Origin of the sequence: Nocardia asiatica NBRC 100129 (assembly GCF_000308415.1) — a bacterium.
GTDB classification, from domain to species: Bacteria; Actinomycetota; Actinomycetes; order Mycobacteriales; family Mycobacteriaceae; genus Nocardia; species Nocardia asiatica.
Genome location: NZ_BAFS01000410.1, coordinates 1 through 12,261, shown reverse-complemented (window position 1 = coordinate 12,261; position 12,261 = coordinate 1). Strand labels below are relative to the sequence as shown.

20 protein-coding genes are annotated in these 12,261 nt (G+C 65.9%); 12 read left to right on the top strand and 8 right to left on the bottom strand.

Translation table 11 applies throughout. From position 1 onward, the window contains the following. Nucleotides 1-214 precede the first annotated feature (214 nt). The 10 genes from ON27_RS30855 to ON27_RS30820 all read left to right on the top strand — a co-directional run bounded on the left by ON27_RS30855 (nt 215) and on the right by ON27_RS30820 (nt 7,025). A complete protein-coding gene (locus ON27_RS30855) occupies nt 215-931 on the top strand; it encodes a hypothetical protein (protein WP_043735640.1) in 717 nt (238 codons plus the stop codon). After that, the gene (locus ON27_RS30850; RefSeq protein WP_043735638.1) at nt 928-2,001 is read left to right on the top strand and encodes a hypothetical protein; all 1,074 of its coding nucleotides are present in this window, start codon (nt 928-930) and stop codon (nt 1,999-2,001) included. Before ON27_RS30855 ends, ON27_RS30850 begins: the two co-directional genes overlap by 4 nt. Nucleotides 2,002-2,009: 8 nt before the next feature. After that, on the top strand, nt 2,010-3,050 hold the full coding sequence (locus tag ON27_RS44450; RefSeq protein WP_051047145.1) for a hypothetical protein: 1,041 nt from the start codon (nt 2,010-2,012) through the stop codon (nt 3,048-3,050). An 8-nt stretch (nt 3,051-3,058) separates the two neighbouring features. Continuing rightward, nucleotides 3,059-3,850 carry an N-acetylmuramoyl-L-alanine amidase gene (locus ON27_RS44445; protein WP_218003074.1) on the top strand — a complete coding sequence of 264 codons (792 nt, stop codon included), beginning with the start codon at nt 3,059-3,061 and terminating at the stop codon, nt 3,848-3,850. Further along, nucleotides 3,850-4,083 (top strand): hypothetical protein, encoded by a 234-nt coding sequence (locus ON27_RS30840; protein WP_043735635.1) that lies wholly within the window; start codon nt 3,850-3,852, stop codon nt 4,081-4,083. Before ON27_RS44445 ends, ON27_RS30840 begins: the two co-directional genes overlap by 1 nt. Nucleotides 4,084-4,124: 41 nt before the next feature. Next, nucleotides 4,125-4,448, top strand: coding sequence for a hypothetical protein (locus tag ON27_RS30835; protein ID WP_157227454.1), 324 nt, complete (start codon nt 4,125-4,127; stop codon nt 4,446-4,448). Then, a complete protein-coding gene (locus ON27_RS43350) occupies nt 4,448-4,612 on the top strand; it encodes a glutathione S-transferase family protein (protein WP_157227452.1) in 165 nt (54 codons plus the stop codon). Before ON27_RS30835 ends, ON27_RS43350 begins: the two co-directional genes overlap by 1 nt. A 35-nt stretch (nt 4,613-4,647) precedes the next feature. After that, nucleotides 4,648-5,043 (top strand): hypothetical protein, encoded by a 396-nt coding sequence (locus ON27_RS30830; RefSeq protein WP_157227450.1) that lies wholly within the window; start codon nt 4,648-4,650, stop codon nt 5,041-5,043. Further along, a complete protein-coding gene (locus ON27_RS44190) occupies nt 5,040-6,569 on the top strand; it encodes a hypothetical protein (RefSeq protein ID WP_043735629.1) in 1,530 nt (509 codons plus the stop codon). The genes ON27_RS30830 and ON27_RS44190 overlap by 4 nt, the downstream gene beginning before the upstream one ends. Nucleotides 6,570-6,647: 78 nt before the next feature. After that, nucleotides 6,648-7,025: a hypothetical protein gene (locus ON27_RS30820; RefSeq protein ID WP_043735626.1), complete on the top strand. Its 378-nt coding sequence runs from the start codon at nt 6,648-6,650 to the stop codon at nt 7,023-7,025. On the opposite strand, the gene ON27_RS30815 is transcribed toward ON27_RS30820, so the two are convergent. Continuing rightward, nucleotides 7,022-7,264, bottom strand: coding sequence for a hypothetical protein (locus ON27_RS30815; RefSeq protein WP_043735624.1), 243 nt, complete (start codon nt 7,262-7,264; stop codon nt 7,022-7,024). The genes ON27_RS30820 and ON27_RS30815 overlap by 4 nt on opposite strands. 163 nt (nt 7,265-7,427) lie before the next feature. Between ON27_RS30815 and ON27_RS30810 the strand changes: the two genes are divergently transcribed. Then, a complete protein-coding gene (locus ON27_RS30810; protein ID WP_043735622.1) occupies nt 7,428-8,561 on the top strand; it encodes an alpha/beta hydrolase family protein in 1,134 nt (377 codons plus the stop codon). Between the two features lie 160 nt (nt 8,562-8,721). On the opposite strand, the gene ON27_RS45450 is transcribed toward ON27_RS30810, so the two are convergent. The 4 genes from ON27_RS45450 to ON27_RS30800 form a co-directional block, all read right to left on the bottom strand. After that, nucleotides 8,722-8,847, bottom strand: coding sequence for a hypothetical protein (locus ON27_RS45450; RefSeq protein WP_280473501.1), 126 nt, complete (start codon nt 8,845-8,847; stop codon nt 8,722-8,724). Between the two features lie 70 nt (nt 8,848-8,917). Further along, nucleotides 8,918-9,142 (bottom strand): hypothetical protein, encoded by a 225-nt coding sequence (locus ON27_RS30805; protein WP_043735619.1) that lies wholly within the window; start codon nt 9,140-9,142, stop codon nt 8,918-8,920. After that, nucleotides 9,139-9,306 carry a hypothetical protein gene (locus ON27_RS43340; protein ID WP_157227449.1) on the bottom strand — a complete coding sequence of 56 codons (168 nt, stop codon included), beginning with the start codon at nt 9,304-9,306 and terminating at the stop codon, nt 9,139-9,141. The genes ON27_RS30805 and ON27_RS43340 overlap by 4 nt, the downstream gene beginning before the upstream one ends. Next, on the bottom strand, nt 9,296-9,490 hold the full coding sequence (locus tag ON27_RS30800; protein WP_043735617.1) for a hypothetical protein: 195 nt from the start codon (nt 9,488-9,490) through the stop codon (nt 9,296-9,298). Before ON27_RS30800 ends, ON27_RS43340 begins: the two co-directional genes overlap by 11 nt. Before the next feature lie 335 nt (nt 9,491-9,825). Here ON27_RS30800 and ON27_RS30795 point away from each other — a divergent pair, with 335 nt between their 5' ends. After that, complete coding sequence (locus ON27_RS30795) at nt 9,826-11,049, top strand: helix-turn-helix domain-containing protein (protein WP_043735615.1); 1,224 nt, start codon at nt 9,826-9,828, stop codon at nt 11,047-11,049. A 56-nt stretch (nt 11,050-11,105) separates the two neighbouring features. Here the strand turns inward: ON27_RS30795 and ON27_RS30790 are convergent, their stop codons facing one another. The 3 genes from ON27_RS30790 to ON27_RS30785 form a co-directional block, all read right to left on the bottom strand. Continuing rightward, nucleotides 11,106-11,630, bottom strand: a complete 525-nt coding sequence (locus ON27_RS30790; protein WP_043735613.1) for an MmpS family transport accessory protein — start codon at nt 11,628-11,630, stop codon at nt 11,106-11,108. A 103-nt stretch (nt 11,631-11,733) separates the two neighbouring features. After that, a complete protein-coding gene (locus tag ON27_RS43335) occupies nt 11,734-11,889 on the bottom strand; it encodes a hypothetical protein (RefSeq protein ID WP_157227448.1) in 156 nt (51 codons plus the stop codon). Next, nucleotides 11,886-12,209, bottom strand: coding sequence for a hypothetical protein (locus ON27_RS30785; RefSeq protein WP_157227446.1), 324 nt, complete (start codon nt 12,207-12,209; stop codon nt 11,886-11,888). Before ON27_RS30785 ends, ON27_RS43335 begins: the two co-directional genes overlap by 4 nt. Nucleotides 12,210-12,261 lie beyond the last annotated feature (52 nt).

The window sequence follows — 12,261 nt, the reverse complement described above, 5'->3', positions numbered from 1 at the left end:
GGAGGGCCTCGGGGTGACCAGGGCATCCCCGGAGATCCGCAAGCCCCGTTCATCAAGGTCGGCGAGCTCGCCAACGTAGGTGCGCGGCCAGGCGGGCTAACGGCGGCTGACCGCGGCAAGTGGTGGCACCGCCTCGATGACGACTCGATGGATTTCTGGGATGGCGACTCGTGGGTGAATCTCGGCGCGGACTCCGTCGGCTCACAGGGGCCCGTTGCCCCCCGGGAACACGCTGACCGCGTTGGATGTGGTGGCCGACGAGACGATCACCGTCGCCGGTGTGGAGGTCAAGCCGGTCAACTCCAGCGATCAGACGATCCAACTCACCGTCCCCGCGGGAGCCCGCGGCGCGACCGGTGCGCCGGGTAGTTCAGGGACGATCACCACATCGCCGGACTACGACTCCACTCAAGGTCCGGTGAAGCGGAGCATGTTCGCCTTCAAGCGGACCACCCGCAGGTTTGCGCCGACCCCGCCACCGAACGGATACGGGCCGTGGTTTTGGGACTCATCGGCATTCGCCGCGGACGCCAGCGGCGCGGTCTCTTCGTACAAGGTGCTGACAGCTTCAATGCCTGCGCTGCCGTTCGCTTGGCGCCCGCAGGTGTTCGGCGCGATCCAGCTGTACAACGACAACTCGGGCCAGTGCCATGCGTTCGTGTTCCCGCGCTTGTATTCCGAGACCGGTGTGGCGCTGGGCATCGGAGCCAACCCGTGGCAGACGTTCTGGGACATGATCGAAATCACCGAGCACTACGGCAACCCCAACTCGGTGGGCATGAGCCCCTCCAGTGATTACGCCGTGGTCCCCGCCAATTACGCGAGTCAGATCGTGGTGATGGTCGAACGCCAAGGTTCCACGACCGGGACGATCGGATACCGCCAGTCAGGAGCGTCTTTGACCGTCTACGCGATGCCGGTGAGCTTGTGACCACCGTCGGCGACTACTTCGACGCCACCCAATTCCAAGGCATCAACGAAGGCGTCGGCAATCCGGGGATCGTCACCTCGCTGGAGGGCACGCCGGCGGACGGTTCGTACGAGAACCTGCAAGGGGCCATCGGACCGGATGGGCCGCAGGGTGAGCCGGGGACGCCGTTCCGCTGGCAGGGCGACGTCGCCGACCGCGCAGCCCTCGATGCGCTGATCCCGCTGCTGAACAAAGCGATGTTCGGGTTCACCTTCCGGGTGCTGTCGGACAACAGTGTGATGTTCTGGACGGGCACGAAGTTCATCCAGTTCACCGACGCCTTCGGCGGGCTCGGACAGACGGGCCAGGTCAACACTCTCACGATCGGCACCGTGACCACCGGTGCCGTCGGTTCCCCGCTGGTCGTGTCTATCACCGGCACACCGCCGAGTCAGACGCTCAACCTGACTGTGCCCCGCGGCGGGACGGGACAGAAGGGGCTCACCGGCCCACCCGGACCGATTAGGAACTCCACCGACTACGACAACACGATCACCCACACCAACGGCATGATCCCGCTCTGGAACACCTCCACGAGCAAGTGGACGCCGACGGAATGGCCGGGCCACAGAGGACCGTGGAGCGTGCTCGAGGCACAGAGTTGGGACAATCCGTCGTCCGGGTTCGTCGCCGACCTGACCAACGTCTCCACCAACCCGAACACGATCGCCACCATCAACATTCCGGCATTGCCGATCCGGTGGCGGCCCTACATCACCGGTGGGGCCACGATCTACTCCGTGCCGACGGACTGGTCCACCAGGGTAGACCTGGAGGTGCGTATCGGCTCCGCAGCCGGTGACATCGTCGCCCGAGGTGTCTCCAGCGCCGTGTACATCGAGTGGTTCGCGCGGCTGCGGCCCTACTTCGCGTCCACGCTCACGCCCGGGTCCACGACCGGCACCATCGCCCCCAACACGGCCACGACCCTGTATGTCGTCATCCGCCGCAACCTCGGCACCGGCAACTACAGCTACCGGCGCGCGGGAGCGAACATCACCGTCTGGGCCCATCCGGTCGAATCCCCTTAAGGAGCCATATGGGCATCGTCTACGACCGCGACGTCCAGATCACCATGGCGGGAATCGTCGAGAGCGAAGAACTCCCGTGCACCGTCAACTCGCTCGAAATCTACGACGACGAGGGCCGCCTGGAGATCCGCTCCGGCCCGAAAGGGCTGCAAGGCCCTCAGGGTTACCCGTCCTACGGGTTCATCTTCATGGGCGCGGTCGCGGACCAGGCGGCGCTCGACGCCATCACAGTGACGTTCGCAGACAAGGGAAAAGCCTGGTGGGTGACCGCCACCAACGAACTCCGGTTGTGGGACGGCCGAATGTGGATCCCGTTCACCGACGCCTTCCAGGGCACCGGACATCAAGGACCACCGAACGTTCTGACTGGTGTAGCGGTGACGGGTGCGGTGGGTACCGACGCGGACGCCGAACTCACCGGAACCTCCCCGAACCAAGTCCTCACCATCACCGTTCCCCGGGGTGCGACCGGACCGGATGGTGACCCGGGTGTGGCTGGCCGAATCCAGGACGCCTCCGATGTGGACACCTCCACGGTGGCGCTGTCGGACCACATGGTGCTCCAGTGGGATTCGACCCTGTCGAAGTTCGTGCCCGCGGCGTCTCCGACATGGCGGGGGCCGTGGACCATCGGCGGCAACCGGTTCGCCGCAGCATCCAACTCCGCGGACGCGCCCCGCACCATCGCGTCCATGACGGTTCCGGCGCAGCCGTTCGCGTGGCGGCCCTACGTCATCGGGCGTGTGCCGATGCAGATCCACACCCAGACGGTGGGGGATTCCAGGCTCGATATCGAGGTGCGCTCCGGCGCGGAGGACGGCCCGATCGTCGCCTACGGCCGAGGATTCTCCAGCGCGAACTACATCTGGACGCGCTTGGTACCCCGATTCGAGTCCACGCTGTCCCCGGCCAGCAATGTGGCGGTCGTGGCGGCAGGGCAGACCCAGACCTTCTACGTGCGCGTGATCCGGGTGTTCGGCACCGCCAACTACAGCACGGTCTCCGACATCGCGTTCCTCACTGTGTACGCGATGCCGCTATTCCAGTAAGGGAATTCATGAAACCTGAGTACATCGAACTCGACCGCATGGGACGGTCGGGGTCCAGCCGCGGCCGTGCCCGTGTCACCAACTTCCTGCTGCACACCCAGGAAGGCAACGGCTCCGCGGAAAGCCTTGCGGGCTACCTGAACAACCCGAACAACGGTGTCTCCTATCACTACACCGTGCGCGACCGGGTCGTGGTCGACGTGGTCGACACCGACCTCGCGAGCTGGTCTGTGCTGGACGCGAATCCGTTCACGATCAACCTGTGCTTCGCCGGTTCTCGCGCGGGATGGAGTCGCGCGGAGTGGCTGCGTATCCGTGACGACATCCGGATCGCCGCGTGGCTGGCGGTGCAGGACGCCAAGAAGTATGGGTTCGCGCCAACCGTCATCGCCCCGCCGTATCGCCGCGGCGAGGGCATCTCCGATCACCGCTACGTCACCGACTGCCTCGGCATCGGAGACCACACCGACGTCGGGCCGCACTTCCCGTGGGATGTCTTCACCGCCGACGTCGCCGAATTCTCGAATTCCCCACTGATTGGAGCCGATATGGCATTCCTCGACGAGAAGTTCCAGAACTGGCAGGGGCATGACGTCACTGTCCGCGACGTGCTGTTCCACATGGACCTCTACAACGGCCTGATCCTCGACCAGCTCATCGGGCCCGGCGCCCGGGAGCGCAAGGGGGAGCCGACCCGTTGGCCCCCACTGGGCAACCGGACGGTCGTCGAAGCCCTCGCCGCCCTGCTCGAGAAGCACGGCATCGAACCCATTCCTGCGAAAACCGAAGGCGGTAAGTGATGAGCAAGATCCTCTCCACCCTGCGCACCGAGCCCATCCGTGTCCTCCTGTGGCCGGTTCTGGTGGGCATCGCGGGATACCTCGTCGTCCGCGGCGTGGTGGATGAGTTCTCGGCGGACATGATCCTCGTCATCCTGGCGGCCGTCCTTGGTATTCCCGCCGCGGAGGTCGCGCGCACGAAGGTCACTCCGGACGCAAAACAGCGCGCGGGGATGCCCAGTGAGCGCGGGTAGTGCTCCTACGGCTCTGGGCGGCCGAAGCGGACGGTGAGCCGGTGCCTGTCGGCACCGACTCGCTGTTGCAGTACGGCGCTATCGGCGCCATTGCAGCGATCTGTATCTATGCCGTCTACAAGCTGTTCAACTCCCTCGTCTCCTCCCATGCCGCGGAGATCGAGCGGATCACGGCGTCGCACCACGACGCCATCGCCCGCGCTGACGCCGCCTACGACAAGGAAGTCACCCGCGGTGATCGGCTCGAGGTCGAGTTACGGGAACTCAACAAACTCATCAACGACAAGCTCGCCGGGGAGCTTGTGCGAGCAACTGACGCCATTCGGGAGGCGTTCGAAACCATGCACGAGCGACGGCGGCTGTGATGCCGGACAAATACATGCGTGATAACGACAGCATCGAGAACACGCTGCGGCAGACCCACGAAACCGTGGGCCGCCTGCGGACTCTGCTCGATGACCTGGCGCACCAAATCAACGATCTGGAGTCGGAGATCAAGCAGCCTCGCGAGAAAGGGCCGCAGCCGTGATGGATCAGACGCAGCTGGTGTCGGCAGTGGAGGAATTGACCGCCGCGGTCAGCGTGCTGTCCGAGCGCGCCGACACCCAACAGCATGTCATCGACGAACTCGAGGAGCAGCGCAAGAGCCTGGAAACCCAGCAGAAGGGGCTGCATTCCACGCGAATGGTGTTGTCGGCCGCTGTTTTCGGCATCGTCCTGGATCTCGGACTGACCGTGGGCGGGGCGCTGCTGTATCAACAGGTCGACACGAACCAGCGCGAGATCCGACAGGTTCAGCAGCGAACCTCCACCGAGATCCTCTGCCCCCTCTATGAGGTGTTCGCTACCTCGATCAAGGTGAATCCGCCGAACCCGAACCTGACGCCGGAGCAGGCGAAAGCGCGACGGGATGCCGCCGACACGATCCTCTCCGGTCTCGACAAGTTGGGGTGCGCATGACGAATCCCTTGGCCCCGCTGGAGTACGGCAAGGTCGTCGGGCGGCTGCTGGCGGGCATCATCGACTCCCCGGACGTCGGTGTCATACCGGACTTCCCTCCGCTGGAGGGGCGGGTGACGTTCACCGCGAGCGTGCCGAAGTTCCTGGCGACAACCGCCAACCCGCCTGCCACGGTGGCGCCGCTGGCCCATCCGTACTTCACCGCGGTCCTCGACGACGAGGGCTACCTGACGTGGCGCGGTGAACGCGGCGTCTACCTGGTGGCTCCCGTCGCGGGCACGATGAACCCGTCCGGTTGGACATGGGCGGTCAGCTTCGACCTGTCCTACCTCGGCACACCGGTCCCGATCGCGCCGTTCAGCTTCAACGTACCCGAATACACCCCCGGCCCGGATCCTGAGAACCCGGACGAGGGGTCCGTGGGGCTGGTGGATCTGACGCTGGTGTCTCCGGTGCCCTCCAGCACCGGCAACGCCGTCACTCAAGGCAACTCGGTCGTCTCGGTCAGCATCGACGGCAACGAACTGACGTTCGGGTTGTCCAACGGGTCGTTCCTCCCGCCGGTCGAGGTGCCTGCGATCCAGGACGCGCTCGATGCCGCAACTGCGGCTGCGGCGAGTGCGACAGCGGCAGACGGATCGGCCGATGCGGCGGCAGCAGCGGTCAACTCGTTCGACCTGAACATCGGCACGGTCACCACACTCCCGCCGGGCTCCTCCGCGACGGCAGCGGTCAGCGGCGGACCGCCGGTGTGGGAACTGGATCTCGGCATCCCGGAAGGCGACATCGGCGCGACCGGCCCAGCGGCGCCGGATGCCACCTCCAGCGTGAAGGGCATCTTGCAGTTGACCGGCGACCTCGGCGGTACGGCAGCCAGCCCAACCGTTCCGGGTTTGGCGAGCAAGGTCGACACCACGCGGACCATCAGCACCACCGCCCCGTTGACCGGCGGCGGGGACCTGTCGGCGAACCGCACTCTCGCGGTGTCGGACGCCACCACCGGCGCGAAGGGTGTAGTGCAGCTGGCCGGCGTCCTCGCCGGGACCGCGGCGGCGCCGACGTTCAGCGCGTCCGCGTTTGGCACGACGTCGACTACCGCTGCTGTAGGTAACGACGCCCGCTTGTCGGACACCCGCACCCCATCACCCAACACGGTCCCGTGCGACTTCGTATTCGTCGCGACCAGTCCGAACACCACCCGCGCCACAGGATCAGGCGATTGGACGGTGGGGATGTACGTCGGCCGCGCGTTCACGCTCACCAAGGCGGTGTACCAGTTCGAGACCGCTGACGCCTCCGGCAACACCACTGTGGAGGTGCGGCGCAACGGTTCGCAGGTGACCAACTCGAACCTGACGATCTCGGCCGCCAACCAAGCCGACGGCAGCGGCACCGACGCCAACCGCACAGCGTCGACGATCTCCCAGTCGTTCGCCGTGGGCGACCGGATCGGAGTGCAGATCACCGCCGTCGGAACCACGCCGGGCAAGGGCCTCAAGGTCTACCTGTTCGGCACATGGAACTAAGGCTCTGCCTCTGGGCATAGTCAGAGGGGACGTGACATGTTCGTCCTTCGAGCGCTCGCGTCATTTCTGCCGAGCGGGATGACCAAGAACGGGACCTTCACCATCCCCGCCAGCTACACGAAGATCCTCAGCTGGACCGCCGACACCACCAACTATCCCGGAAGCACCGTCTCCAGCGATGGTCTGGTGGTTCAGGGCGCGAACTCCTCTGCCACGATCACCGCGAACATCCCTTGGACGGCGTCACTGTCTATGACGGTGACCGTCCGCATCAAGGTCAACAATGTGGTGGTCGCGACAGGCAGCGGCGCCACCGGCACTTCCGGGACGTCAACCGCTCTGGCGACCGGACAGACGGTTGCCACGGGCGACAACATCACCGTCGAGGTCGTCTCCACCCAGGCAAACTTCGGCTCGGTCAGCTCCGGCACCAACACCTACGTGCGCGTCACCTAACTGCCGAAGCTGCCGGTGCTCGGCCGGTTCGACTTCTCGTAGAACACGTAGTAGCGGTCGCCGTGGATGTGGTTGCAGCGCGCCGAATACCCCAGCGACCGGTAGTGCCGGGCGACCTCCTGGCAGTTATCCCGCCCGATGATCACGCCCGTCTCGTAGGCGCCGGCGTTCCCCGCCGCGAGCGTGACACCGATCGCGGCGATTGCTGTGACTACCGCTGTACGCGCAAGCCTCTTCATGGGTTCCTCATCCCTCGATGTGGTGCGCGGCCCGGCATCAGCCATTCGGCTACGTCCCCCGACGTGGCACCGCGCGCGAACATCATGCCCTTCACATGGGCGGTGCGTCAGAGAAACGCGGAAACAAATGCTCGAAATCTGCCAATCGAAACGAGGTGCCCCCGTGGCCGCTACCCTGCTGCCCGCCATGACCGGACCCCACGGGGTCGGAAACCGCCGGTTGTTCCTGACAGACACCGCGCGCACTGACCCGATCACGGGCTCGGGCCAGAGGAAGGTCAGCGTCACCGCCTGGTATCCGACACCGTCCACCGGCGCCGTGGCGCGGTACCTGTCGAACGTCGACAGCTACGACGAGACGATGGCGCTGAACCTCGTCAACGGCTTGGAGAACGCGGGCTGCTCCAAGCAGTTCTGGACCGGTGCGATCAAGTGCGGCGGGTTCTTCGGCAACGTGGACCCGAACACCACCATGTTCGGCAACATCCGGGCGCGCGACACCCGCGCGGTGAAGGACGCCGTGGTGTCAACGGATCTCGGCGCCCTGCCCGTGGTGGTGTTCTCGCCAGGGTTCGGGATCCCCGGCAACCACGCCTCAATCCTGGCGCAGGAGCTGGCGTCTCATGGCTACCTGGTGCTGACGCTGAGCCACACGTACGAGTCGATCGTGACTGAGCAGTCGAACGGTGTTGTGCTCCAGAACGGCGGTGCTGTTTCGAATCAGTGGCAGAAGGTGTTGACCGCCCGCATGGGCGATGTGGATTTCATCCTGGACCAGCTGCCCACCCTCCCCAACGGAATCGGCAACCAAGCCGACCTGAGCAAGATCGCTGCGGTCGGCCACTCCTACGGCGGGTACACCGCGCTCGAGACCGCCTACCACGACACCCGGGTGAAGGCGGTCGCAGTCCTCGACGGCACCGCCGGCTACGACGGCACCGAGAACCACGCCCAGAACAACGGCGTGCAGGTGCCGGTGATGCTGCTGTCCGGGGACATCAACCTCGGCGACAACTACCTGGTCGGCGGTGAACACGCCTCCTGGGCGACCTTCCGCAACACCGCTCACGGCCCCTTGCACATGCTCGAGGTCGCGGGGACCAAGCACTACGCATTCACCGACGTGGGCTTGTTGACGGTGAAAACCGCTGACCTGAACGGCAGTATCAACCCCGCGCGGGCGATGACGCTGCACACCCTGTTCACTCGCGCGTTCCTCGACCAGTACATCAAGGGCATCCCCACGACACTGCTCGACGGGAACCACCCGGACTGGCCGGAGGTCACCGTGTTCTGAGTAGTCGACTACTCGCGACACAAAGCCGCCCCGCAGGTCTCGTACCTGTGGGGCGGCTGTTGTCGTGTCCGGACACCAAACCGCCCCCCGATCCACGCATCAGGATCGAGGGGCGGCCTCCGCCGTGCCTGCGGTGTTTACACGGCGAAGATTCTGGGGCTCAGTCCTGGGTCTTGATCTCCCGGACGTCCTCGCCGAGCCGACGCTTCGGCGCGTCGACACCGCGCGGGTCCTCGTTCCAGTTGTCGCTCGAGTTGCCGTCCGGACCCGGGGTGTACAGCTTCATGCGTCGATCCCTTTCGTTCGGTTCTTTCCTTGGTATCCCCGACGGATGCCGGGGAAGTCTTCAGCGGCCGTCAGGACTGGCGGATGCGGACCGGAGGCGTGGGACGCCCTCCGCGAGCGGGTGAGGACTCGGGCTCCGGCCCCTCCCACATCCCCAGCCGCTTCAACGCGCCGACCTTGCGCGGGCACGGCGGGTCGCACTTCTCGTGGATGGCGAGGATGCCCTGCGCGCGCTTCTCCGGCATGTTCGCGGGGGGCTTCTGGCGGCAGTCGTCGCCGACCCAGCGGGGCGTCATCGGCCACTCACCTGAGACAGGTGGTCCAGGGCGCTCTGCTTGCGAGGGCACGGCGGCTCGCAGCCTTCGTGGATCTTCACGATGCCGCGCGCCCATTCGTCATCGATCAACCACTGGAACAGCGCGTCCTGGCAGTCTTCCCCGATCGGCCGCTTAGCTGTCATGGTCGCCGCCATCTCCTGAACCGAGGCTGTAGGCGTGCGCGGACAGATACTGCTTGCAGCTGGGGCCGTGGCCGGAGTGCACGTTGGAGACGAAGCGTGCCTCGGCGATGGACCGGAACAGCCCGTCGTGGTGGCAGAGTCGGTGGGTGTGGCGCCACTGGTCGGCGTCGGCGAGGGTGGTCATCGGACGTCGCTCTCGTGGCGCGGCCGCGGTTCGGGCCGACGCAGGGCAACGAGGTAGACGGCGGCGGCGACTAAGGCGAGGCCGATTCCGACGACGAGGACGGGCAAATACTCGGGCATCTGGTACCCCCTGGCGCGTTGTGTGTTCTGGAGTTGAGGGCACCCGATGCCGGTGGTCGCGTCTGGCTATGAACCTCGCGACCTCTCGCGTCGGGGGGCGGGATCAGCCCGACATCGGGTGCTGTGACCAGCATCGATCAGTGAAGATCAGCGAACTAACAAAAAGGTTGTTAGTTTTGTGAGTGGGGGCAGAGTCCAATAGGGATCGTGAGCGTGATGACCCAACCCACAGACAACCGCGTCGGCCAGAAGGTCAGGGCCACCCGCAAGCTCCGCGGCTGGACGCAGGAGAAACTTGCGCAAGAGGTGGCGAAGTACTCGGACACCGTGTCCCTATCCCTGATCCGACGAGTCGAGCAAGGCCAGGTGCCCGCCTCGTCGGCGTTCACTGCGGCGTGCGCGCGGGCGTTGAAGGTCAGCACCGACGACCTGTACGAGAAGATCAGCCCGGCGAGCACAGCGGACGAGCAGAAGATGCACGCCGGTATCCCCGAGATCCGGCGCGAACTCGCCACCTACCGTCTTCCCCCGGAAGACGTTCCACCGCGCCCGATCGATGATTTGGCGAAGGACGTCGCGCGAGCTTCACAGCTGCGGCACATGGTGAAGCTCGATGAACTCGGTCAGCTCATCCCGCAACTGCTGCACGACCTTCGGGTGGCGTGGTGGTCGGCAGACGGCACCGAGCAGGAGCGGGTCTTCGGCCTCCTCGCCGAGGCGTACGCGGCCACCAGTCAGGTGGTGTACAAGCTCGGCTACATCGACCTGTCCTCGCTGGCGGTGGACCGGTACGAGTGGGCTGCCGCACGCTCCGGCGATCTACTGGCCGTGCTGGTGGGCGACTACCAGCGGGCCGGGGAGATGATCTGCGCGGCCGACTGGAACGGCGCCGCGAAGTATCTCGAGGAGAGCCGCAAACAGATCGAAAGCGAACTGGGCAAGGGCGATCCGACGTTGCTCAGCGTTTGGGGCAACCTGCACCTGAAATCCGGTCTCGCGGCCGCGCGGGCCGGCCGAAAGGATGTCGCAGACGACCACCTGGCCGAGGCCAGGGAAACCGCCCAGCGGATCGGTGTGGACCGCGACGACTACCGTCTGTGCTTCGGCCCGACGAACGTCGACATCTGGTCGGTGGGGTTGGCGGTGGAGGCGATGGACGGCACGGAGGCGGTGAAGCGGGCGAAGGACCTCCAGCTGCCCGCGGAGACGCCTCGGGAACGGTTGGGGCATCACTACATCGACCTGGCGCGCGGGTTCCTGTTGCACGGCGATCGGGAGGGCGCGTTCTCGGCGTTGCAGATCGCGAAGAAGATCGCACCGACGCAGACCCGCTATCACCCGATGGTGCACGAGACGATCCGCACCTTGGCCCGCCAGGAGGCTCGGGCGTCGGACACGGTGCGCGGGTTCGCTGCCTGGTGCGGGATCACCAGCGCCTGACGACACAAAAAGGCCGCCTCGGATTCGTCCGGGGCGGCTTCTTTGCGTTCAGAAGGCTAGCCCGTGCAGTTGACGACGGCGTACTTCCCGGTGGAGGTCTTCTCGTCCTTCACCTTCCCGTCGACGGTGACACGGCAGGTGACGCTGGTGCCGTTGGTTTGCGCGCCCGCTCCCGCGATCACCGCCGTGGAGGTGTTGGTGATCGTCAACGACCAGGGAGCGTCCGCACCGTTCAGCTGTTGCAGCTCGGAGTTCTCATCCCAGTAGGTGACCGACCTCAGGTCGGAGTCAGAGATGATCTCGTACACCACCGTCTTGCCCTTGCCGGACGCCTTCGGGGTCAACGGGGGGATCGGGGCGTCCGGGGATTCGGCTGCGGACTGGACGGAACTCGCGGCCGCGTCGATGGCCTTGGCGGCTTCGTTCCCCGCGGCGCCGATCAGTGCGACGCACCCGCCGAACACGAGCACGACGACGGCGAGCAGGATCCACGGCCACACCTTCCGCTTCCTCGGCGGGTAGGGCTGCTGCGGCGGGTACGGCTGGCCGTATGGCTGCTGCGGGTACTGCGGACCGGTCATTGATTCCCCTCGGGGTTGGGCAGGGTTCCCCCCTGCGATTGGATAGCCCTGTGTACAGGCTGTCGGGCTGCTCATCGCGAACAGCGGGGTCGTGTTACGCGGGTCACAGCGTGTCGGTGTGGGACACGCGGCGCATCCCTCCGCCGTGGCGTTCCAGCCAGGCCACGAGCGGTTCCGCCGCGTACTGCAACAGCTCCAGCTCGCGAGCGAACGTCTCGCGGCACTGATCGGGCACGTCGAACGCGAGAGTGATCGTCACCGGATCACGCCGAGCAGTTCGGGGCAGGTCACGTCCACCATCACCCCGAGGGTGTAGCCACGCTGGTAGCCCGCGAAGTAACCCCGCTCCCCGAGGTAATCCAGAGCAGCGGTCTTGCCGTCGGCGCGCAGGACGGCACACGCGCCGTTGGCGGTGGCGATGATGTCGGGCTGGAACTGCCTGTTGACCCCGCCGAGCAGGAGGCGGACCTCCATCTGCTGGCCGTCGGTCCAGCCCGGCCACGGGGCGGCATTGGAGGGCCACGGGGTTAGGGACAGGGCGGCTGCGGACAGGGCAATCAGGGCAATGCGGATTCGCATGGGGGCTCCGTTGGAGTGGGAGTGATTTACCCGGCTATCGTCAGATATCTCT